At 31.1% G+C, this 22,494-nt stretch carries 19 protein-coding genes and 1 tRNA gene; 10 read left to right on the top strand and 10 right to left on the bottom strand.

Going from position 1 to position 22,494, the window contains the following annotated elements; genetic code table 11:
• Positions 1 to 46 precede the first annotated feature (46 nt).
• Both mfd and EU95_RS09900 read left to right on the top strand, forming a co-directional pair.
• Positions 47 to 3,559 carry a transcription-repair coupling factor gene (mfd, locus tag EU95_RS0108930; RefSeq protein ID WP_032522192.1) on the top strand — a complete coding sequence of 1,171 codons (3,513 nt, stop codon included), beginning with the start codon at positions 47 to 49 and terminating at the stop codon, positions 3,557 to 3,559.
• Between the two features lie 73 nt (positions 3,560 to 3,632).
• Positions 3,633 to 3,794, top strand: coding sequence for a hypothetical protein (locus EU95_RS09900; RefSeq protein ID WP_193742470.1), 162 nt, complete (start codon positions 3,633 to 3,635; stop codon positions 3,792 to 3,794).
• A 459-nt stretch (positions 3,795 to 4,253) separates the two neighbouring features.
• On the opposite strand, the gene EU95_RS04280 is transcribed toward EU95_RS09900, so the two are convergent.
• The 6 genes from EU95_RS04280 to dapB all read right to left on the bottom strand — a co-directional run bounded on the left by EU95_RS04280 (position 4,254) and on the right by dapB (position 8,279).
• The gene (locus EU95_RS04280) at positions 4,254 to 4,844 is read right to left on the bottom strand and encodes a DUF4335 domain-containing protein (protein ID WP_193742469.1); all 591 of its coding nucleotides are present in this window, start codon (positions 4,842 to 4,844) and stop codon (positions 4,254 to 4,256) included.
• A gap of 1 nt (position 4,845) precedes the next feature.
• Positions 4,846 to 5,328: a DUF3038 domain-containing protein gene (locus EU95_RS09435; RefSeq protein WP_080728111.1), complete on the bottom strand. Its 483-nt coding sequence runs from the start codon at positions 5,326 to 5,328 to the stop codon at positions 4,846 to 4,848.
• A gap of 80 nt (positions 5,329 to 5,408) precedes the next feature.
• Positions 5,409 to 5,606, bottom strand: a complete 198-nt coding sequence (locus EU95_RS04290) for a DUF2949 domain-containing protein (RefSeq protein ID WP_032522189.1) — start codon at positions 5,604 to 5,606, stop codon at positions 5,409 to 5,411.
• A gap of 5 nt (positions 5,607 to 5,611) precedes the next feature.
• Positions 5,612 to 6,766, bottom strand: coding sequence for an FAD-dependent monooxygenase (locus EU95_RS04295; protein ID WP_032522187.1), 1,155 nt, complete (start codon positions 6,764 to 6,766; stop codon positions 5,612 to 5,614).
• A gap of 21 nt (positions 6,767 to 6,787) precedes the next feature.
• A complete protein-coding gene (locus EU95_RS04300; RefSeq protein ID WP_032522186.1) occupies positions 6,788 to 7,429 on the bottom strand; it encodes a hypothetical protein in 642 nt (213 codons plus the stop codon).
• Position 7,430: 1 nt separating this feature from the next.
• Positions 7,431 to 8,279, bottom strand: a complete 849-nt coding sequence (gene dapB, locus EU95_RS04305) for a 4-hydroxy-tetrahydrodipicolinate reductase (RefSeq protein ID WP_032522185.1) — start codon at positions 8,277 to 8,279, stop codon at positions 7,431 to 7,433.
• A 101-nt stretch (positions 8,280 to 8,380) separates the two neighbouring features.
• On the opposite strand from dapB, the gene EU95_RS04310 reads away from it, so the two are divergent.
• Positions 8,381 to 12,391 carry a magnesium chelatase subunit H gene (locus tag EU95_RS04310; RefSeq protein ID WP_032522184.1) on the top strand — a complete coding sequence of 1,337 codons (4,011 nt, stop codon included), beginning with the start codon at positions 8,381 to 8,383 and terminating at the stop codon, positions 12,389 to 12,391.
• Between the two features lie 8 nt (positions 12,392 to 12,399).
• Here EU95_RS04310 and folP read toward each other — a convergent pair whose 3' ends face one another.
• Genes folP through EU95_RS04325 form a run of 3 tightly spaced genes read right to left on the bottom strand, consistent with a single transcriptional unit; the run spans position 12,400 to position 14,183 of the window.
• Complete coding sequence (gene folP / locus EU95_RS04315; RefSeq protein ID WP_032522183.1) at positions 12,400 to 13,245, bottom strand: dihydropteroate synthase; 846 nt, start codon at positions 13,243 to 13,245, stop codon at positions 12,400 to 12,402.
• Positions 13,229 to 13,954: a triose-phosphate isomerase gene (gene tpiA, locus EU95_RS04320; RefSeq protein ID WP_032522182.1), complete on the bottom strand. Its 726-nt coding sequence runs from the start codon at positions 13,952 to 13,954 to the stop codon at positions 13,229 to 13,231. Before tpiA ends, folP begins: the two co-directional genes overlap by 17 nt.
• Positions 13,955 to 14,009: 55 nt before the next feature.
• Complete coding sequence (locus EU95_RS04325) at positions 14,010 to 14,183, bottom strand: RNA-binding S4 domain-containing protein (RefSeq protein ID WP_032522181.1); 174 nt, start codon at positions 14,181 to 14,183, stop codon at positions 14,010 to 14,012.
• 118 nt (positions 14,184 to 14,301) lie between these two features.
• On the opposite strand from EU95_RS04325, the gene EU95_RS04330 reads away from it, so the two are divergent.
• Positions 14,302 to 15,948 carry an ABC transporter ATP-binding protein gene (locus EU95_RS04330; RefSeq protein WP_052046861.1) on the top strand — a complete coding sequence of 549 codons (1,647 nt, stop codon included), beginning with the start codon at positions 14,302 to 14,304 and terminating at the stop codon, positions 15,946 to 15,948.
• Between the two features lie 30 nt (positions 15,949 to 15,978).
• Positions 15,979 to 16,197 carry a DUF6447 family protein gene (locus EU95_RS04335; protein WP_032522179.1) on the top strand — a complete coding sequence of 73 codons (219 nt, stop codon included), beginning with the start codon at positions 15,979 to 15,981 and terminating at the stop codon, positions 16,195 to 16,197.
• Between the two features lie 4 nt (positions 16,198 to 16,201).
• Here the strand turns inward: EU95_RS04335 and carB are convergent, their stop codons facing one another.
• Positions 16,202 to 19,498, bottom strand: a complete 3,297-nt coding sequence (carB, locus tag EU95_RS04340) for a carbamoyl-phosphate synthase large subunit (protein WP_032522178.1) — start codon at positions 19,496 to 19,498, stop codon at positions 16,202 to 16,204.
• 107 nt (positions 19,499 to 19,605) lie between these two features.
• Between carB and EU95_RS04345 the strand changes: the two genes are divergently transcribed.
• The 5 genes from EU95_RS04345 to EU95_RS0108920 all read left to right on the top strand — a co-directional run bounded on the left by EU95_RS04345 (position 19,606) and on the right by EU95_RS0108920 (position 22,172).
• Positions 19,606 to 20,244, top strand: coding sequence for a DUF3318 domain-containing protein (locus EU95_RS04345; RefSeq protein WP_032522177.1), 639 nt, complete (start codon positions 19,606 to 19,608; stop codon positions 20,242 to 20,244).
• Positions 20,234 to 20,578 carry a ribosome silencing factor gene (rsfS, locus tag EU95_RS04350; protein ID WP_032522176.1) on the top strand — a complete coding sequence of 115 codons (345 nt, stop codon included), beginning with the start codon at positions 20,234 to 20,236 and terminating at the stop codon, positions 20,576 to 20,578. The genes EU95_RS04345 and rsfS overlap by 11 nt, the downstream gene beginning before the upstream one ends.
• Before the next feature lie 10 nt (positions 20,579 to 20,588).
• Entirely contained in the window at positions 20,589 to 21,083 is a 495-nt protein-coding gene (locus tag EU95_RS0108925; protein ID WP_032522175.1) for a CGLD27 family protein, read from the top strand.
• The gene (locus EU95_RS04355; RefSeq protein WP_032522174.1) at positions 21,084 to 22,049 is read left to right on the top strand and encodes an asparaginase; all 966 of its coding nucleotides are present in this window, start codon (positions 21,084 to 21,086) and stop codon (positions 22,047 to 22,049) included.
• A gap of 46 nt (positions 22,050 to 22,095) precedes the next feature.
• A tRNA-Met gene (locus EU95_RS0108920) sits at positions 22,096 to 22,172 on the top strand.
• Positions 22,173 to 22,494 lie beyond the last annotated feature (322 nt).

Raw genomic sequence — 22,494 nt, 5'->3', positions numbered from 1 at the left:
CTAATATAATAGATCGGATATTTGTAATCAAGATTGATATCTATAAATGAGTTTAAATACTTTAGTGGATTATATTTCGGACTCACAAATTACTTCTGAATTAATAAAAAGAATTTCAAAAAATAACGAATTAAATATTGTTGGTTCAAGTAGATATGCAAAATCAATAATCTTAGATAGCATCGCAAAAAAAGAGGGAAAAAATATATTATTAATTTGTCCTAATGTAGAAATTGCATACAAATGGATTGGTTATTTTGAAAGTATAAATGATAAAGCAGTTTTATATTATCCTCCAACAGAACATCTACCCTACGCATCAATAAATAAATCCAAAGAGATTGAATTTAGTCAGCTTACTGTTTTATCCAAATTAATAAAAAAAGAGAAAAATGAACTTAATATTGTTATATCAACAGAGAGATCATTACAACCTCATCTAATAAATAAAAACTTATTAATTGAAAACAAGTTAGATTTGCAAAAAGGGATTCAAATCGAGATTCAAGAATTAGCAAACAAACTTACTTTGCTGGGTTATAAGAAGGATAATGTAACTTCAACAGAAGGATTCTGGAGTAGGAGAGGGGAAATCATAGATATTTATCCTGTCAATAATGAGTTTCCCATAAGATTAGAATTTTTTGATAATGTAATTGAGAAAATAAGAGAATATGATCCATATACACAGAAAACATTAGAAAATATCAATAATATTGAAATAATGCATGCTGGATTTGATTTGCTAATAAAAGATAAGCTTAATAATTTATCTAAGAACGGAATTTTTAATTCAGAAGATATTAATAAAAATAATCTTGATTGTTATTTAGGAATAATTGAAAAAGAACCCTCAAATATAATAGATTTTATAAATAGGGAAACAATTCTTGTAGTTGATGAATTAGAAGATTGTAAAAAATTTGCTAATAATTGGTATCTTGATTCAGAAAGTAATTTTGATAATTGTGCGTATGAATTAAATAAGAACCTTAAAAATAATGACATTAATCTAGAAGCAAAACCTAATTTGCATTTAAAGTTTGACCAAATATTAAATTCACTAGAAAATTTTAATTTAATAAAATTTTATGAATTTGAATCTAAAGTCAATATTGATAATAGGTTTTTGTTAAACGATAAAAGATTGAATTCATACTCAAAAAATATAGGAAAATTATCAAATGATATTAATAAACATATAAAAAATAATGAAAAAGTATGGATTTTATCAGCACAGCCATTAAGAACAAGGACTTTACTTTTTGAGCACGAATGTAATACAAACTTCTTAAACAATCCTAATATTATTGATGAAGCATTTAAGTCAATTAATAATTCTACTCCTTTAATTTTAAAAAATAAGAACAATTATGAAATCGAGGGTTTTTATCTTCCGATATGGAAAGTTGTCCTGATAACAGATAAAGAATTATTTTCACAACAATCTCTCTTTAATAATGTATTCATAAGAAGAAAAAAAAGAAGTGTCAATTCAAATATAAATTTAAATAAGATTAATCCCGGTGATTTTATAGTTCATAAGAATCATGGAATAGGAAAATTTTTAAAAATTGAAAAAATAAATATAACTGGAGATTCGAGAGATTATTTAGTTATTCAGTATCAGGATGGAAAGATAAGTGTTGCCGCTGATCAACTTGGTAGTGTTAACAGATATAGATCAAGCGGAAAAATAAAGCCCAAAATAAATAAATTAGGAGGGACTGAATGGGAAAGAATAAAAGATAAAAATAAGAAACAAATTAAAAAAGTTGCTGTCGATATTTTAAAACTTTATGCAAAGAGAGAAAAGTTAAAGGGTTACATTTACCCAGAAGATGGACCTTGGCAAGATGAATTAGAGGAATCATTCCCTTATCAACCAACACCTGATCAAATTACTGCTGTAGAGGAGATAAAATCAGATATGGAAAGTGATAAGCCAATGGATAGGCTAATTTGTGGAGATGTAGGATTTGGTAAAACAGAAGTCGCTGTTCGGGCTATTTTTAAGGCTATTACATCAGGCAAACAGGTAATATTACTAGCACCCACAACAATCTTAGCTCAGCAACATTGGAGAACAATAAACAATAGATTTGCACCTTACCCAATAAAAGTATCATTACTCAATAGATTCAAAACCGTTAATGAAAGAAAGGAAATCTATGCAGGTTTGAAAAATAACAAAATTGATTTAGTTGTAGCAACGCACCAAATTTTAGGAAAAGAAATAGAAATTAAAAACCTAGGACTACTTGTTATTGATGAAGAACAAAGATTTGGAGTAAGGCAAAAGGAAAAAATTAAAAAAATCAAAACTAACATAGACGTTCTAACTCTCTCGGCAACCCCAATTCCAAGAACTCTTTATATGAGCTTATCTGGACTAAGACAAATGAGCTTACTAAATACTCCTCCTCCATCAAGAAGATCAATAAAAACATATTTATCTGAAATAGATATGGATGTTATAAGAACTGCAATTAATCAAGAACTTGATAGGGGAGGTCAAATTTTTTATGTTCTTCCAAGAATTTCTGATATTGATCAGGCAGTAAACAAATTAAAAAATATGTTTCCCAACTTAAAATTTATTGTTGCTCATGGACAAATGAACGAAACAGAGCTTGAAAATGCAATGATTGCTTTTAATAATGGAGAAGTAGATCTAATGATATGCACAACGATAATTGAAAGCGGATTAGACATCCCTAAAGTGAATACAATCATTATTGAAGATTCTCACAAATTTGGCCTTTCGCAACTTTATCAACTTAGAGGAAGAGTTGGCAGAAGCGGTGTACAAGCGCATGCTTGGTTGTTTTATCCAAATATAAATAAAATTAATGACGCTGCAAAACAAAGATTGAAAGCAATAAAAGACTTTTCAGAACTAGGAAGTGGATACCAACTTGCAATGAAAGATATGGAAATAAGAGGTGTTGGTAGTTTACTAGGAGAAGAACAAAGTGGAAAAGTTAATGCTATTGGATATGATTTATATATAGAAATGCTCCATGAGGCGATTTCAGAAATCAGTGGGCAAGAAATACCTGAAGTTAACGACACTCAAATTGATCTCCCAATAAATGCATTTATACCTGCAACATGGATATTAAACAGAGAAGAGAAGCTGGAGGCTTACAAATCTGCTACAGAATGTTCAAACAATAATGAATTAATTGAATTAGCTAAGGACTGGGGGAATAGATATGGAACCTTACCCAAACCTGTTGAGTCCTTAATTTTGATAATGAGACTAAAATTACTTGCCAAAAAATGTGGTTTTAATAAGATCAAACTAAAAAAGCCAAACATTTTGATAGAGACCAAATTAAAAAATTCTACTTTTAAAATTCTTAAAAATTCTTTAGCTAGTAGTGTTCAAAATAAATTTAATTTTGATGAGGGAGAACAATTATCAATCATAACCATAAGAGGTTTAGGAGTAACTGAAACTCAAAATCAAATTGATCAATTAATTTATTGGTTTAGTTCATTTGTTGACGAAATAAAAAATTTTGACAAAGACTTAGTAATTAAAAAAGAATAAATTATTAAATAATTATTTAAAATCCGCGAATGAGTTGAATTTCGGTTAGGTTTGTTAAAATTTAATTTTTTTTATGGGTGAATATATAGACGTCGGAATCCAAAATTCAATTTTACCCCTAACAATAATTTTGTCGTCACTAGTTCTTGGTATTTACGCACTTTTTGGAGTTGAAACAGAAAATGATGATGACGATTCAGATTCAGGAAGTGGTGGCTTAATGCAACCTATTTAAATTATTTATAAATCATTTTTTTTGAATTTCTTGTATAGACCCTAAATAATCGATAAAAACAACCTACCATTAAAATCAAAGCGGTAAAAAATGAGACAAAAATAAAAATCACCAAAAATATTTCGAAAAGATTAGATAAGAGATCAATAAATAATACATAGGATTTATTAAATGTCTTAGGTAGACTTTGTAGTAACAAATTTTTATTAGGAATTAAATAATTTATATAAACTAATAAAAGACTCAATATAAACAAAAAGGCAGACTCAGTAAATAGTCTTCTTTTAGATTTTCTTCTTAAACCTAATTTTTTTTTAAAAATATATTTATCAGATTTCATATTTAAATTTGGTATTTTTAAATCTGCCATACTTCGCTGCTCCAGGAATAAATAAATAATTATTCTGAATAGAAATTTCCCTATACTATCGTGTTTGTATTTAGGATGCTAATGGATCTTTATTTGGGATTTATTAGTTCATTTCTTTCCTTATCTTCAACAGGATTGTAAAAGTAAATAAAAGTAGAGGAGAGCAGAATTAAAGAACAAATTGCTATAAATGGGGGCATAATGAAATTGAAAAATTTAACTTTGTTATTTATCCCAAATCTTACTTTTTTAGGAATATTGATAGATAAACCAGTTTTTTTTGTTATTACTTTTGATGATTCATTTAACTGATCGAAACAATTTATGATGTCTGACAATAATGAATTACCGATCTTAAGAATTAATGGTTTTACATTTTCTTTAGAGCTCTTCAGAACAATATTATGTATGTAAAGATTGTCAGCTTTTATATCAATTAATCTAGATTCATATATGGGATTTTCATTTTTAATTAGAAGACTTGAATAAATATAAAAGGCATTCATGATAGGCCCTAAATGATCAATTTTTCCTTCAATAAGTGGCTTATCAATTATGGTTAGTTTCCATTCTGAAATTATTGATATTTGATCTTTATTGTCATTATTTGAATAATCTGGTAATCCGATTATTTCTAGACTCACCGAAGATTGATGAAATGATAATTTATTTTGGATCATATTAAAAATCAATTAAATAAGCCTTCATTTTTTGATAACCCTGATTTGAGATACAAAGAGATAAGGTAAGCAAAGATCTTATTATAATTTCATCATTTTCAGTTTGATTTAAAAGTTTTTTCACTCTCATACTATCTACGTTAAATCTCTCTTTTATCAACTCAACAAATCTCTTATTAAAATCATTCCAGATAACTTTATCCTTATCAAGCTCTTCTTTAGATTGAAGTATCCTCCTTATATAAGGATATAAATATCTAGACATTTCAACGGTAATTTTAATTAAGGCATTAAATTCATTTATTTTAATATTGTTTTTCACATAAGATTTTCTCAATGGATTGTTATTCCTTAATTTCCAAATGGTAATTTTATTTGGTAAAACATCATTTAAATTAAGTCTATTTGATATGACATATAGAGATTGTATCCCGTTTAAATCGATAGTTTCTAGGATTAATAATAATAAATCAAGCTTTTCTATAGATCGTCTTGATATCTGATTTTCCTTGTTTAAAAATGAAATTGTTCTTGAACAAATTTAGGCTAATTATAACAGAATTATTATTCCATTTTTTGAAATAAACATGAATATAACTTATCAAGTTCTTCAATAGTTAGCATTCCATAACTCCATAATAATATTGGCAATGGAGTATTATTTTTTATAGATAATTTTATACCGAGTGCAATAGAAGAATCATCTAAACCAGCTTCGTTTAATAAATAAATTATCATTTTTCTAGATACACAATTATTCATGAGTTTTATTTAATACTTGAGTAAATGAGAGATTTAGTCATTTGATTTAGGATTAATTTTCTTATAAAAAGAAAATTATTTAAAAGTAAAAATGAAAATTTTCTTATTGGAAATAGAAAAACGTTTCTATTCGCAAAAATTGATATTAATGAGTCAGTTATGAAGATAGTAGCAATAATATCCAAAATCCTGCTTAAAACATACCTAAATTTAAATAAGGTCAATTGCATTTTTGTTATAGCAATGTTTTCATTGAAAAGATCATAAATAGTATTAACATCTCTCCAACAACTATTTAGACCCTGACCACCTACAGGATGAAATGTATGAAATGCATCTCCTACAAAAACTAATTTTTTAAAATTTAAAACTGGTAAATTTAAGGATAATGAAACAGGAAAAATGTTAAATTCGCCAATTATTTGATCCAAGTTAAATTCATCTGGCAAGATTGTTGATAAATTATCCATTATAAAATTCTTGTCAGAATTTAACCTTTCAATTGCCTTTAATGTACTGGATGTCCAAATTACTTGATATAAGTTTTTTTCTAAAGGTAATAATGCAAGTGGTCCTTCTTTTCTAAAAATTTCATAAGCACGCTTTTCACAATGACCCCTAAGAGAAACTTTAAAAGTTAAACAAGACTGACTATAAGATTTTTTTATATCAAGAAAATTTAAGAATTTTTTATCAAGAGAATTTGCTCCTGTTGAAAAGAATTGATAATCAAATAATATTTTTTTACGTAACAATCTCTGTGGTGTCATAAAAAAAATATTTTCATAATTATCAATCTCTTGAAAAAATACCTTCATGAGATCCGAATGTTTAACTACCCAGCCAATATTTTCAGCAGAACTTATATCATCATCTAAGTCAGAAGTGGATAAATTGGTGAAAGCAGAAGTTATGCTATCTGAAATTGAAAGGGTATCAAAGCCAAATAAAAATGGTTCTAATTTTTCCCAAAGTCTGAATTTAGATAAGATTTTTCTTGTTGAGTGAGTAATTGCATAAGTTTTATCTTTTTCAATTAATCTATCTTTTGTTAATAAATCAGTTAAAAAGATATTACAATCAAATTTTGAAAGTGCAATTGAAAGTAATAATCCTGTGGGACCTGATCCAACAATTTTAAAATTGAATTTATTTTTCATCAGATTTTATATAATTATCAACTATCTATTCAAATAAATATAGCAAATTTCCTCAAATGCTGGTCTTAATAAATAGGGGTACTCACCAACCCACAAGTTAATTTCAGGAAGCCAAGCATCGGTCAAATAAAAATCTCTGTCAAAATTACTGTTATCAGATGTTATTAAACACCTAATACTCGAACCCAACCTAATTTGACTGTGCTTATTTTCCATAGGAAAACTTAATTTTGCCAAATAACCTTCTTCATCTTCTAATTCAAGTACTAACCAAGTCCTTTTGTTTTCTATAACTTCTAATCGACCTTGCCTATTAGATTGTTCTCTTGAACTTTCAATCTTTTCTGTTTTATAGATATCTGATATGTAGCCATCAAAAATAGAAAAAAATTTATATTTTCTTAATTGCAAATTTTTTCTACTTGATTCAAGAATTGGGCCCCAGATGATATACAAAAAGAAACCTACACATAGGAATAACCAGAAATTATTAGTTTGATCTCCAGTAGAACTAATAATTAATGAGATAAATCCACCAATTGAAGAAACTATTACTCTTTGAAGAATTTTTCTCGGATTACCCAATGCGTACTTAAATTGGCTTCCTGTACCAACTGCAGGAATAAGTTTTGAAATTTGACTTGAATTAATTGGAATTAACATTTTAAAAAATCAATTTTTCAAGTCCGTAAACTAAAGTTTCATAACTACCAATTTTTTTAATAGCCTGTAAAACTCCTGGCATATATGCTTTTCTATCAATAGTGTCATGCTTAATTGTGTAAGTTTCACCTGGAGACCCCATAATTACTAACTGATGAGCGAGTAATCCTGGTAGTCGTACAGAATGTATATTGATTCCTGAATCTCTTAGCCCCCCCCGTACACCTTTCAATGACTCAGACTCTTTTACTAAATTCTGATTAAATTTCTTAGGATATTCTTCAATCATTTCTGCAGTTTTTATACACGTCCCACTAGGAGAATCAGCTTTTTGATTATGATGCATCTCAATTAATTCAATATTGTCATAAAACCTTGCAGCTACCGATGCGGCCTGCTGAAGAAGAACCATACCTACTGAAAAATTAGGAATTATTGCACAACCAACCGATGCTTTCTGGGCAAAAACAGACAAATCTTTTATTTGCGAAGGGCTTAGACCTGTAGTTCCCACTACTGGTGATACACCATATGCAATAGCTGATCTGGTATTTTCATATACAGAATCAGGATGAGTAAAATCAACCAGCACAGGTTTAATTTTTTCATTTCTATAATTTTGACTAATAGAACATAAAGTTCCTTCAAAATCATTTGAAACAAAAACATCACAATTTTTTACTTTCAATAATTCAGAAATATTTGAGCCATTGTTCTTTTCGTTTATGTCGATTGCTGCAACAAGTTCACAATCTGTAGATTTTAATACAGTATTAACAACTTCGCTACCCATTCTACCTAAAGCTCCGGATACTAGTACTGGTATGGGTTTTTGAGAATTTTGAGTCATTTTTTTAAAAAATTTTTTTTTAAAGGTTGTTACACGCTATTTATATTGCACACAATAACGTCTTTTCATTCGTAGTCTGGTAGAAATACTTAAAGAAATCAATGTTTACGCAGGTCCGCTCAGCAAACCGCAGAGTATCTCCTGTTGAGGATAACAAACACAAAGTTGTAATTAAAGCAGTTTATGTTGTCCTTGAGCCACAATACCAAAATTCCTTAACGGAAGCTGCAAAGTCAATAAATCAGATTAATGGGCCAATAGGTATAGACCTTAGTGGCTATCTTATCGAGGAACTTAGGAATGATAGTAATTTCGAAGATTTTAAAGAAGATATAGCTAATGCTGACATATTCATTGCTTCTCTAATTTTCATTGAAGACCTTGCTCAAAAAGTGGTTGATGCAGTATCTCCATATAAAGACAAACTTAAAGCATCAATTGTTTTCCCCTCCATGCCAGAGGTAATGAGATTAAATAAGCTGGGTTCATTTAGTATGGCCCAACTTGGTCAATCTAAAAGTATTATTGGAGATTTAATAAAAAAGAAAAAAGAATCTGATGGAGCAAGTTTCCAAGATTCAATGTTGAAGTTATTAAATACACTACCTTCAATACTTAAATACCTACCAGTAGAAAAAGCACAAGATGCTAGAACATTTATTCTAAGTTTTCAGTACTGGTTAGGTGGTACCACTGAGAACTTAAAAAACTTCTTGTTAATGATTTCTGAAAAGTACGCTGTTTCAGAGATCATAAAAGATCAAATAGAAGAATTCAAAATTCAAGACCCTGAAACATTCCCAGATTTAGGAATTTGGCATCCTCTTGCTCCTTGCATGTTTGAAAGTCTTAAAGAATATCAAAATTGGGAAAATAATAGGAAAGACATAAACCCTAAAGATGAAAAAACTCCAACAATAGGCTTAGTGCTTCAAAGGAGTCATATCGTTACGGGAGATGATGCTCATTATGTTGCTGTTATTCAAGAATTGGAATACAGAGGTGCAAGAGTACTACCTATCTTCTGTGGGGGGCTAGATTTTTCTAAACCAGTTAATGAATTTTATTATGATTCCATAAATAAGGATCAACCTATAGTTGATGGAGTTGTATCTCTAACAGGATTTGCACTAGTTGGTGGGCCAGCAAGACAAGATCATCCTAAAGCTATTGAGGCCCTTAAAAGGTTAAACAGACCTTATATGGTTGCACTACCATTAGTCTTCCAAACCACACAAGAATGGGAAGATAGTGATCTAGGTTTACACCCTGTTCAGGTAGCACTTCAGATTGCAATTCCAGAGCTTGATGGTGCTATTGAACCTATTATCCTCTCAGGTCGTGATGATGCTACAGGTAAGGCGCATACGCTCCAAGATCGAGTTGATGTAATAGCAGAAAGAGCAATAAAATGGTCAACTTTAAGAGTCAAACAAAGAAAGGATAAAAAATTAGCCATCACAGTATTTAGTTTTCCACCAGACAAAGGAAATGTTGGTACGGCAGCATACTTGAATGTTTTTGGTTCAATTTATAGAGTACTTCTTGAAATGAAATCGAAAGGATATCAAATAGATGAACTTCCAAGTAATTCAAAAGAATTAATGGAAAAAGTAATTAACAACCCTGAAGCGATGGATGGCTCTCCAGAGTTAAATATTGCTCATAAAATGTCAGTAAAAGAATACCAAGAGTTCACACCATATTCACAAAGACTTGAAGAGAATTGGGGTAAACCTCCTGGGAACCTTAATAGTGACGGACAAAACCTTCTTATCTATGGAAAACATTTTGGAAATGTTTTTATAGGAGTTCAACCTACATTCGGTTATGAAGGTGATCCCATGAGATTGCTCTATTCAAGAAGTGCTAGCCCTCATCATGGTTTTGCTGCTTATTACACGTATGTTGAAAAAATCTGGGGTGCTGATGCTGTTCTTCACTTTGGAACTCACGGCTCACTTGAATTTATGCCTGGGAAGCAGATGGGCATGAGTGAAACTTGCTATCCAGATTCTCTCATTGGATCATTGCCTAATTTATATTATTATGCTGCGAATAATCCGTCTGAAGCAACAATTGCGAAGAGAAGAGGATATGCTTCAACTATTAGTTATCTGACTCCTCCAGCGGAAAATGCAGGACTCTACAAAGGACTTAAAGAACTAAGTGAACTCGTTGGTTCTTATCAACAATTAAGAGAAAATAGTAGGGGCATTCAAATTGTTAATGCAATAGTTGAGACTTCAAAACAATGTAATCTTGACAAAGATGTAGAGCTTCCTTCACAAGATGTAGAAGAACTTTCAATAGATGAAAGAGATTTATTTGTTGGTAATGTCTATAAACAGTTGATGGAGATTGAAAGTAGATTATTACCTTGCGGTCTTCATACTATTGGAGAAGCTCCAACAGCAGAAGAAGCTGTTGCAACACTTGTAAATATTGCATCTTTAGAGAGAGAACAAGAAGGATTACGATCTCTTCCTGGATTACTCGCAGAATCCATCGGTCTAACTATTGAACAAATTTATGATGGCAATAATAAAGGTGAACTTAAATTTGTAGAGTTAAATGAAAAAATAATAAAGACAGCAAGAGAGTCTATTTTTGCGATGGTCAACTCTTTAAAAATTGTTGATGGCAGAGTTTATTTAGAAAAATCACTTCTTTCCAAACTTTTCGATTTACTTAAAGTTTTTGGTCTTAATCTGCCTACCCCTTGGCTAAGAGTTTGCAGATTAAATGGATTTAATGAAGTTAATCAGAAGGAATTAAATAAATTATTTGATTACTTACTTTTCTGTCTAGAACAGGTTTGCGCTGACAAAGAAATGGATAGCCTTATTAAAGCACTAGATGGAAATTATGTTTTACCTGGACCAGGTGGAGATCCCATAAGAAATCCAGGTGTTTTGCCCAGTGGTAAAAATATACATGCTCTTGATCCCCAATCAATCCCAACTACAGCAGCAGTAGCTGCAGCAAAGTCTGTTGTTGACAAATTAATTGAAAGACAAAAGGAAGAGCAAGGAACTTGGCCTGAAACAATAGCTTGTGTTTTATGGGGTACTGATAACATCAAAACTTACGGAGAATCACTGGCACAAATCTTATGGTTTGTTGGGGTAAAACCAAAACCAGATTCTGTTGGAAGAATTAACAAACTAGAATTAATCCCTTTAGAAGAATTAGGTAGGCCAAGAATAGATGTAGTAGTTAACTGTTCAGGTGTATTTAGAGATCTATTTATCAATCAAATGGCATTAATAGACCAGGCAGTCAAATTAGCGGCTGAAGCTGATGAACCATCGGAATCTAATTTCGTAAGGAAACATTCACTAGAACAAGCTGAAAAAGAAGGTACTTCTATTAGAGAAGCTTCAGCGAGAGTATTCTCTAATGCAAGTGGAAGTTACAGTTCGAATGTTAATTTAGCCGTAGAAAATTCAACCTGGGAGGAAGAAAATGAATTACAAGAAATGTATTTATCACGCAAAACATATGCTTTTAATGCCGATAATCCAGGTGAGATGAATCAAAAAAGAGAGGTATTTGAGTCAGTAATGAAAACAGCAGATGTTACTTTTCAAAACCTTGATTCTTCAGAGATTTCATTAACAGATGTAAGTCATTATTTTGATTCGGACCCAACAAAGTTGATCAAGACATTAAGAGATGACGGAAAAGAACCAAGTAGCTACATAGCAGATACAACCACTTCTAATGCTCAAGTTAGAACGCTTGGTGAAACTATTAGATTAGACTCAAGAACAAAACTTTTAAATCCTAAGTGGTACGAAGGTATGCTCAAATCAGGATACGAAGGTGTTAGAGAGCTTTCTAACAGACTTAATTACACTCTTGGTTGGAGTGCGACAAGTGGTCAAGTAGATAATTTTGTCTATGAAGAAACTAATGAAACATTTATAAATGACGAAGAAATGAGGAAAAGATTAATGGATCTTAATCCTAATAGTTTCAGAAGAATTGTTGGAACATTGCTAGAAGTCAATGGTAGGGGATATTGGGAAACTTCAGATGAGAATATAGAACAGTTGAAAGAACTATACCAAGAGGTAGAGGACAAAATCGAAGGAGTTAAAGAATAATAAACTTGTTATTTTCTGTAAATCTTATCAGCTACCTTCAGGATTTGATAATTTAGTTTGACGTTGTGAACTCTCACAATGTCAACATTAAATTGAGAACAAAGACAACTTATTGCAAGTGTTCCTATATCCCTTTCTTTTGGATTTTTCTCATTCAAAATTTCTCCTATAAATCTCTTCCTAGATGCACCTATCAAAATTGGCAAATTCCATTTTTTAAATGCATCTAAGTTTCTCAAGATTTCCAAATTATGAATGATATCTTTTGAAAAACCAATTCCAGGATCTAATATTATATTTCTTTCAGATATATTTTTTTCTAAAGCATTCTTTATTAAATTATCTAGCGAGCACTTAACATCACTCAATACATCTTGGTAATTAGAAAGTTGATTCATATTTTGACTATTTCCACGACTATGAGTTATGACGAATGGACAGTTGAATTTTGATACAACATCCAAAATTTTTATATCCCTTCTTCCTCCCGTGACATCATTTATCCAATTAGCACCATTTAAAAGAGCTTCGTAAGCCACTTCAGAATTAAAAGTATCAATAGAAATTAAAACATCTGGAAATTCAGATTTTATTAATTTTAGATATGGGATCAATCTTTTTATTTCTATACTAGAGCCAACTTCTTCAGCCCCAGGTCTCGTACTTTGAGCACCAAGATCAATAACATCAACACCATTGCTCAAGAAATGATTTACTTGATCTAAAACTTTTTTTGAAGAGTTTAACTCCCCTCCATCACTAAATGAATCAGGAGTTAAATTAATAACTCCCATAATTGAAGTTTTTTGTCCCCAGCCTTTTGGCCATGGATTTTTCTTATTGATAATTTGCAATTCTCGCAAAACTATTCGGATCTAACGAAGCCCCTCCAACTAACACTCCATTTATATCACTCATTGACATAATTTCGTCAATATTATTAGGTTTAACAGATCCTCCATATTGAATAATTACATCATCAAAACCAATTAATTTCCGAATCAATGAACATATCTTATTAGCGTCTTCTGCCTCACAAGTTTTACCAGTACCTATAGCCCATATTGGTTCATAGGCAACAATTAAATTAGATGGATCTGTATTTTCTAATCCTTGTTCAACCTGTCTAGTAATAACTCTATCAGCTTCTCCTCTCTCTCTTTGTTCTAATGTTTCTCCTACACAAACTATTGGAGTAAGTCCACTAGATTGAGCAAAAACTGCTCTTTTATTTATTTGTTCATCACTTTCACTAAAATATTTCCTTGGTTCACTATGTCCAACTATTGCATATGAGACACCATGTTCAAGAAGCATTTTTGGAGATATTTCTGCAGTAAAGGCTCCTTGATCTTCCCAATGAATATTTTGACTAGAAATATCTATATAATCAAAATCAGAATGATCAGAAAAGGTTGCAATAGCAGTAAAAGGTGGAGCAATAACAACTTTACGATCGTCTTTTATGTTTTTTATTAAAGGAATAAACTCTTCTAAATAGGATTTAGCTTCAGCACAAGTCATGTGCATTTTCCAATTACCAGCAATTACAGATTTTCTCAAAATACTATCTCCAAGAAAAATATACTAATACAAAGTGAGTGGAATAAGCTAACTATTAAAAAATTAATTCATTTTTTAGAAATATTACTTTATCTCCCTTATTTAACTTTCTTCCTCTCCTAGTCTCAATTACACCATTAACCTTAACAGAACCGGATTTAATAAAAATTTTTGCTTCGCCACCAGAAGATACCAAATTTTTCCATTTTAAGAATTGATCCAATTTCATTGTTTTTTATACCCAAAGATATTGATAAAGTAGGATAAACAATTAAATATATAATATCTTGAGACTAATACCACAAGTCAGACAATATTCAAATAGGTTTTTCAAGGGTTTTATATGCATGCTGATTTACGTAGCTTGTTGGCCTTTATTAGCTTATTTAGCTGGAAACTTAATCCCAGCAATTGGGTCAGGTGATCTCTCAAAAGTTTCTAGCATAATAATTAAGTCTTTATTTGTATTTTTAGTTCAGAAAACTGCTCAATTTGGACAGGATGTATTCATAGCAAAACCATCTTTAGAAATTAGTGAAGTGATGAGAGGAAATTTATTTAGCAGAATTCAGAAAATAAAGATGAATTCTGTTGAAAATATTTCAGCCGGGGACATCACATATAGACTTACAGAAGATGCAGACAGGGTAAGCGAAGTTATTTATAAAACAGCTCAAGATACTATTCCATGCACTTTACAGTTGTTAGCGGTTATAGTCTATATGTTTTATTTAGACTGGTCACTAACAGTATCAACATTTGTTTTAGCACCATTGATTATTCTTTCTGTTAACAGTTTTGGAAGAAGAGTTTTAATAGCGTCAGAAAAAAGTCAAGAATCAACAAGTAATTTAGCAGGTTTAATAGGTGAATCCATCAATGGAATGTCCACTATAAGAGCTTTTGCTGCAGAAAATTGGATTGAGAAAAGATTTTATAAAAGATTAAGTACAAATAAAAAAGCAAAATATAAAACATTAAAACTTCTTGCATTTCAACATCCAGTTGTAGGATTTGTTGAGGCATTTGGAATATTAGCAATATTAGGTTTAGGAGCCGCCAGAATCAATCTAGGCCTTCTAACAAGTGAAGAATTCAGTAGTTTTTTTGCAGCAATATTAATGCTTATTGATCCAATAAGCCATGTAAGTACAAATTTTAATGATTATAAACAGGCAGAAGCCTCAATAAAAAGGTTGAAAAACATAAATCAAGAGCCTGTCGAAGACGATAAAGAAAATTTACGAAGGATATATAATTTTGAAGGCAAAATAAGTTTCAAGAAAGTAAATTTCGCTTACAAAAAAGATAATCAAGTACTTAAAAATATCAATTTAGAAATTAAAAGTGGGGAAGTCACAGCATTTGTTGGAGCTTCTGGAGCTGGTAAAAGTACAATGTTGGCTTTGATATTAAAGTTTATAGCTCCAAATAATGGAGACATTTTTATAGATGATAAAAATCTCAAAATATTAGATACAAAAGATATTAGAAAAAACATTGCACTAGTACAACAACAGCCTTTTTTGTTTTCAGGAACAATTATTGATGTAATAAGAATGGGCAGAAATTTTACAAAAGAACAAGTTATAGAATCAGCAAGAAAAGCAAACGCTCATAACTTCATTCAAAAGCTTCCTGAGAAATATGAAACCGAGATAACTGAAAGAGGATCAAATTTTTCAGGTGGTCAGATCCAGAGGATAGCAATTGCAAGAGCAATACTTGGGAACCCCTCAATTCTTCTTTTGGATGAGGCCACAAGTGCGTTAGATGCAGAATCAGAATCTGAAGTACAAAAAGGACTAAATAGTGCTATGAAAGATAGAACAGTCATAGTAATTGCTCATAGATTAGCCACTACTCAAGAGGCAAATAAAATAGTTGTTTTCGATAAAGGTGAAATTATTGAAGTTGGGAAACACATAGATTTAATAAATAAACCTGGAATTTATAAAGAATTATGTGAAAAACAATTGATTAAAAAATTTTAGTTCTATTTTATTTATTAAAAAAGTAAATCCATGAGCGAAAACACAAATGATTCTGCAAATCCAGTTTTAACCTTTGAAGGCAAAAAATACTTAATAAATGAACTTTCTAATGAAATAAAAGAATCTATAAAAGTACTACAAATAGCGGAGACACAACTTAAGATGCATCAAGATACTCTCAAATTACTTTCAATTAGTCGAAACTCTTTAGTTAATCAATTAAGAGAAAAACTAGAAAACTTAGAATAAAGTTTTAATAATTATGGATTTCTTGTAGAGAGTAAGTATTAATTTTATTGCATTGCAAAGCTTTGATCGCCTTAATGGCTGCCTTTGCTCCAGGAATGGTTGTAAAAGTTGGAATATTATATTCTAAAGCGGCACGTCTTAAATAAGCATCATCATGAAGAGCCTGCGATCCAATTGGAGTATTAATTATTAGTTGAACAAGTCCCGAACGAATTAGGTCCTCAATATTTGGTCTACCTTCATGAACTTTTAACACTTCTTCAACTTGAATTCCTAAATTCACCAAATATGAAGCTGTACCTTTTGTTGCTATTAATTTAAATCCTAAATTCAAAAGTTCTTTAGCAACTTCCTCAAGATTTTTTTTATCTAAATCATTTGTAGATAAAAAAGCAACTCCTTCTGAAGGAACCCCATTACCTGCTGCCAATTCCGACTTGGCATAAGCAATTCCAAAATCTTCAGCTAAACCCATTACTTCTCCAGTAGATCTCATCTCAGGCCCAAGTAATGTATCAGACCCAGGAAATCTTTTAAAAGGTAAAACGGCTTCTTTTACTGCCTGATATTTTGGAGAAAATTCTTCTGTGAAATTAAGATCTTCTAATGTAAAACCTTGCATTAACTGAGTAGCTAATTTTGCAACTGGCTTACCTATGGCTTTTGAAACAAATGGAACTGTCCTGGATGCTCTTGGATTTGCTTCAAGAATAAATAATTTATTTTCTTCATTATTTGTATTTATTACTGCAAATTGCAAATTAATTAAACCAACAACATTTAATCTTTGTGCAATTAATTTAGTCCAGTTTCTTACATTTTCAATTGTTGATGTTGAAAGAGAAATGGATGGTAAGCAACAAGCTGAATCTCCCGAATGAATTCCTGCAGGTTCCACATGTTCCATTAGGCCAGCAATTACAACCGAACCCTCTGAATCGCATAAAGCATCAACATCTATCTCAATTGCATTATTCAAATATTGATCAAGAAGGATTGGATGATCAGGTGATACCTTAACTGCTTCAGAAATGTATCTCGATAATTCATTCTCATCTTTAACAATTTCCATTGCCCTTCCCCCTAAAACATAAGAAGGTCTTACAACTAAGGGGAATCCTATATTTTTTGCTACTATTTCTGCTTCATTTTGATTACGTGCAATACCGTTTAAAGGTTGTCTGATACTTAATTCTTCAAGAATTTTAGTAAATTCCTCTCTATCTTCTGCTAAATCGATAGATATTGGAGAGGTTCCAAGAATTTTTGATCCAGTTCTGATCCCATCATTAGATTTAAGCCATTCAAATAAAGGTAATGATAATTTCAGTGGAGTTTGACCTCCAAATTGAACAATCAAACCATGAGGATTTTCAGCTTCTATTATGTTAAGCACATCCTCCAAAGTAACAGGCTCAAAATATAAAATATCGCTAGTATCATAATCTGTTGATACAGTTTCAGGATTACTATTAACCATTATTGTTTTATAGCCATTTTTAGAAGCTTGAAATGATGCATGACAACAACAGTAATCAAATTCTATTCCCTGACCAATTCTGTTTGGACCTCCTCCTAAAATCATAATTTTTTTTGATTTACTATTTTCTGAAATCTCGCTATCAAAAATTTGAGAATTAAAATTAATGAAAGATTCTTCGTAAGTTGAATAATGATAGGGAGTTGAAGATGAGAATTCTGCTGAACAAGTATCAACAGTTTTATAAATTGGAATTATATTTAGTTTTTTTCTATATCTTCTTACTTCAAAAAACTCAGAATTAGTTAATTTAGCTATCTGTTGATCTGAAAAGCCTAATTGTTTAGCATGTAACATCAAATCCCTATCTAGAGCATAAAGTTCCTTGTCTTTCAAAAAATCATTTTCAAAATTAAAGATATTACGTAATTTTTCTATAAACCATAAATCTATATTTGTAACTTCTTGGATATAATTATTAGTTTTCCCAAGCTGCATAGCTTTTTTAATTAAGAGAATTCTTTCAGATGTAGGGTTTCTTAAACTATTTTTAATTTGACTCTCATCTTTTAATTCATCTTGTGAATCACATTCCCATCCAAAAACACCTACTTCTAATGACCTTAATGCTTTCTGAAATGATTCTTCAAAAGAACGACCTATTGCCATTGACTCGCCAACAGATTTCATGGCAGTGCTCAAAGTATTAGATGAACCTTTAAACTTTTCAAAAGCAAATCTTGGGATCTTAGTAACTACATAATCAATTGATGGCTCAAAACATGCAGGTGTTTTTTTTGTAATGTCATTAATAATCTCATCAAGTGTATAGCCAACAGATAATAAAGCTGCAATCTTAGCTATGGGGAATCCAGTTGCTTTACTTGCCAAAGCAGAGGATCTACTTACACGAGGATTCATTTCTATAACAATTACTTCTCCATTAGATGGATTTATTGCAAATTGAATATTACTCCCTCCTGTTTCAACTCCCACCTCTCTAATAATCTTCAATGACAAATCCCGCATCCTCTGATATTCCTTATCTGTCAAGGTCTGTGCAGGAGCCACAGTAATCGAATCTCCAGTGTGGACGCCCATTGGGTCTAAATTTTCAATACTGCAAACTATTACCACATTGTCAGCAGTATCTCTCATTACCTCTAGTTCAAACTCCTTCCATCCAATGAGCGATTTTTCAATTAATATTTGATTACTTGGACTTTCCTCTAAACCTGATTTACACAACTCAACAAATTCTTCAAGGTTAAAAGCAATTCCACCACCTACTCCGCCTAAAGTAAACGCAGGCCTTATTATGAGAGGATAGGAACTAATTTTTTTTGATACCTCCACAGCTTCATCTAGGTTAGATGCAATACCAGATGGACAAACATTTACATTTATTTTCTCCATCGATTCTTTAAATAATTTCCTATCTTCAGCTTTATTAATAGCTCTTAAATCAGCTCCAATTAATTCAATATTATTTTGTTTTAAAAAATCTGACTCTGATAATTTAACCGCAAGATTCAATGCCGTTTGACCTCCCATAGTGGGAAGAATCGCATCAGGTTTTTCTCTTAGAATGATCTGAGAAACTATTTCAGGAGTCAATGGTTCAATATATGTTTTGCTTGCGATATCAGGATCAGTCATTATTGATGCTGGATTTGAATTTATCAAGACAATTTCATAACCAGCATTTCTTAATGCTTTGCAAGCTTGAGTACCAGAGTAATCAAATTCGCATGCTTGGCCTATAACAATCGGTCCCGAACCTAGAATAAGAATCTTTTTAAGATCACCTCTTTGAGGCATAATTTAAACGTTCATTTATCTCATGCTACTTATAAATCATCAGATGTTAATCAAGTTACTTGAAAAGCAACATTTGTTTCTATAGTATTGAAAGAAATTAATTTTTTATGAGCGAACTTCAGCGACTTAAAAGTTTGTTGCCTCCAGAGAATGAAAGTTGGGTATTTGTTGAAGCTGCTGCGGCTATTGATCCACCTTTAATAACACTTGAGGAAATCGGTCGTGACGAAGTAGAAATTCAAATAGACTTAGATGAATGGGATAACTTTGCTATTGACCATAGAAATTTATTATTTTGGCACGAGGTTGGGAAAATCCAAAATGACGCAATTCCCAGAGATGGATGGGAAATGGCAGCTCTTGCCATAGGACTTGGAGGGGCGATAGGAGAGTTGTGGGTACAAGATGGGTTACTTTTATTACTTGCTCTTGGTTTATCAAGTTTTGCAGGATATAGATTATATTTAAAAAATAATTCTGAAAAAAAGCTTCAAGATGCTATTTATGCAGATGAAAGAGCTATAGATCTTGCTTGTAGATTTGGATATAGTATCCCAAATGCTTATAAAAGTCTTGGAGGAGCATTGAAGGAGTTAATTGAAAAAACAAGAAAAAAGAAAAAAAGAAGTTTCTTTGAAGATAGATTAGATGCTTTAAGAAAAAGTGCCGAAAAAGCTAGGTCGGAATTATCTCAACAAGAAGGTTCAGAAAAATCAGTCTCAAGTGAAAATGTTTATGGACAATAAAACTTTAGTTTTGATGGCAGCTAAAGCTTGTGATGAAAAAAAAGCTAAAGATATAAAACTTATAAAGATAGATAAAGTCTCCTTCATAAGTGAATGGATTTTAATCGCAGAAGGATTATCTGATGTGCAGGTTAGATCTATTACAAATTCTGTAGAGGGCGAGTTAAGAGAGAAAGCCAAAATTGAACCAATAAGAAAAGAGGGGGTTAGCGAAGCAAAATGGGCTTTGCTTGACTATGGTGATTTAATCGTAAATATTTTTCAACCAGAAATAAGAAAATATTATGATCTTGAATCATTCTGGAGTAACGGAGATAATCTTGCATTCCCATAATGAATATTTTATGAAAGAATCTAAATGTCCTGTACCTAGAGAACAACAACCAACAAATGAATTCATTGAATTATCAAAATCAATAATTTTTTCTTGGCCAAAGACAAAAAAATCACTAATTATTGTATTGATAAAAATTTGGTTAGGTGCTTTTGTTTTATTTCTTGTTATTTCTTCAGGAAGTACATATTTCAAAACATCTACTTTAAAATATATTCTATTAAGTTTATTTAGCAGCCTATCAATACCTACTTTACTTTTAATAAGACTATATCTTGGTTGGAATCATGTATTTAAAAGATTGAATTCTGAAAAAGTTGAGTATGAGGAATCTGGTTGGTACGACGGACAAGTGTGGATAAAGCCATTAGTTTTAAAAGAAAAAGAATCACTTATAGCATCAATTGAAGTTAAGCCTATTTTAAAAAATTTAATTCAAATATTTTCTATTATTTTAGCTTTAGCTTTATCAGGTATATTGCTTTTTCAATATAACAATTTCTAAATGAATTCAAACTTCAAAAACCTCTATACATCAAATAATCCTCCTTTGCAGGCAACCTTAATAAGAGGATCGAATATTGAGTCAATACATAAAATTCATGCTGTTATTACCGATAAAAAAGGAAGAGTTTTAATGTGCGCAGGAAATCCAGAATATAAAAGTTTTATAAGGTCAGCACTAAAACCATTTCAGGCAATACCTTTTGTTAGTAGTGGAGCTGCATCAAAAATGAATAATGATGCAAAATCAATCGCATTAGCTTGCGGTTCACATAGTGGATCAAAACTTCATTCAAGGGAAGCCTTCAAGATTTTATGGGAATATGATATCGACATTAATAATCTAAAATGCCCAAAATTAAACACAAGCCCATTAGAACATAATTGTTCAGGTAAACATGCCGCTTTCTTGGCTACATCCAAAAAAATGAATTGGCCATTAGATAGTTATTTAAGAGGGGATCATCCACTTCAAGTAGAAATATTCAGAATTGTTTCTGAATTACTTGAAATTCCAGCATCTGAAATAAATGCAGAACGTGATGATTGTGGGGCTCCAACTCTCTATTTAAAACTATTGCAAATGTCCAAGTTATATTCGCTTTTAAGCAGTTCCGAGAATGCTGAATTAGAACAAATTAGTAGGGCAATAACAACTAATCCAATAATGATAAGTGACAATAATAAATTTGATACAGAAATCATTAAAGCATCCCATGGACAAGTTATTGGGAAAGGTGGCGCCGAAGGAATACAATGTTTATGTAAGGTAAATGAAGGTATTGGATTGGCTTTAAAAGTAGAGGATGGTTCTAAGAGAGCAAAACATGCAGTTAGTCTTCACTTACTAAAACAGTTGGAGTGGATATCTGACTTAAGAGTTCAAGACATTGAAGAAAAGATATTTAATTTTTCTCAAGGAGTGCGAATTGAAGTTAAAGGTCAACTAAAATTCCAAGAATCCTAAAAAAAAAAAAAAAAAGAACCCATTCAGATGTATGCTATGTATATGTCGCGGGGTAGAGCAGTCTGGTAGCTCGTCGGGCTCATAACCCGAAGGTCGGAAGTTCAAATCTCCCCCCCGCCACCATTTATAAGCAGCCTTAAGGCTGCTTTTTTATTATTTATTATTCTTTCAGGAATGAACAAAGATACTAGTAACTGATGGAATATATCTTATTAAAAAGAACTAATTACAAATCCTTTTGCATTGAGAATTTAAAATCAACTCTAACTAGAATACCAATAATTATAAAGAAAATTCCAATATAAGAATTAAAAGAGAGCTCCAAAATATTTATTTATGTTGATATCTAAATCTTAGCTTATAAATCATTTGTATTAAATAGCCCCATAATAAATTAGTAGGAAAATATCAGAATGTTGAACTTTTTCCTATTCGAATGATTAAG

The sequence above is a fragment of the Prochlorococcus marinus str. MIT 9201 genome (assembly GCF_000759955.1).
Taxonomy (GTDB): domain Bacteria; phylum Cyanobacteriota; class Cyanobacteriia; order PCC-6307; family Cyanobiaceae; genus Prochlorococcus_A; species Prochlorococcus_A marinus_G.
Note: the sequence above shows the minus strand (reverse complement) of the source record. Positions and strands in the feature narration are given on the sequence as shown.

What these genes read in the sequence shown, in the direction of transcription:
- mfd (WP_032522192.1), top strand. Translation starts at nt 47, where the DNA reads ATGAGTTTAAATACTTTAGTGGATTATATTTCGGACTCACAAATTACT.
- EU95_RS09900 (WP_193742470.1), top strand. Translation starts at nt 3,633, where the DNA reads ATGGGTGAATATATAGACGTCGGAATCCAAAATTCAATTTTACCCCTA.
- EU95_RS04280 (WP_193742469.1), bottom strand. Translation starts at nt 4,844, where the DNA reads ATGATCCAAAATAAATTATCATTTCATCAATCTTCGGTGAGTCTAGAA.
- EU95_RS04290 (WP_032522189.1), bottom strand. Translation starts at nt 5,606, where the DNA reads ATGAATAATTGTGTATCTAGAAAAATGATAATTTATTTATTAAACGAA.
- EU95_RS04295 (WP_032522187.1), bottom strand. Translation starts at nt 6,766, where the DNA reads ATGAAAAATAAATTCAATTTTAAAATTGTTGGATCAGGTCCCACAGGA.
- EU95_RS04300 (WP_032522186.1), bottom strand. Translation starts at nt 7,429, where the DNA reads ATGTTAATTCCAATTAATTCAAGTCAAATTTCAAAACTTATTCCTGCA.
- dapB (WP_032522185.1), bottom strand. Translation starts at nt 8,279, where the DNA reads ATGACTCAAAATTCTCAAAAACCCATACCAGTACTAGTATCCGGAGCT.
- EU95_RS04310 (WP_032522184.1), top strand. Translation starts at nt 8,381, where the DNA reads ATGTTTACGCAGGTCCGCTCAGCAAACCGCAGAGTATCTCCTGTTGAG.
- EU95_RS04325 (WP_032522181.1), bottom strand. Translation starts at nt 14,183, where the DNA reads ATGAAATTGGATCAATTCTTAAAATGGAAAAATTTGGTATCTTCTGGT.
- EU95_RS04330 (WP_052046861.1), top strand. Translation starts at nt 14,302, where the DNA reads ATGCTGATTTACGTAGCTTGTTGGCCTTTATTAGCTTATTTAGCTGGA.
- EU95_RS04335 (WP_032522179.1), top strand. Translation starts at nt 15,979, where the DNA reads ATGAGCGAAAACACAAATGATTCTGCAAATCCAGTTTTAACCTTTGAA.
- carB (WP_032522178.1), bottom strand. Translation starts at nt 19,498, where the DNA reads ATGCCTCAAAGAGGTGATCTTAAAAAGATTCTTATTCTAGGTTCGGGA.
- EU95_RS04345 (WP_032522177.1), top strand. Translation starts at nt 19,606, where the DNA reads ATGAGCGAACTTCAGCGACTTAAAAGTTTGTTGCCTCCAGAGAATGAA.
- rsfS (WP_032522176.1), top strand. Translation starts at nt 20,234, where the DNA reads ATGGACAATAAAACTTTAGTTTTGATGGCAGCTAAAGCTTGTGATGAA.
- EU95_RS0108925 (WP_032522175.1), top strand. Translation starts at nt 20,589, where the DNA reads ATGAAAGAATCTAAATGTCCTGTACCTAGAGAACAACAACCAACAAAT.
- EU95_RS04355 (WP_032522174.1), top strand. Translation starts at nt 21,084, where the DNA reads ATGAATTCAAACTTCAAAAACCTCTATACATCAAATAATCCTCCTTTG.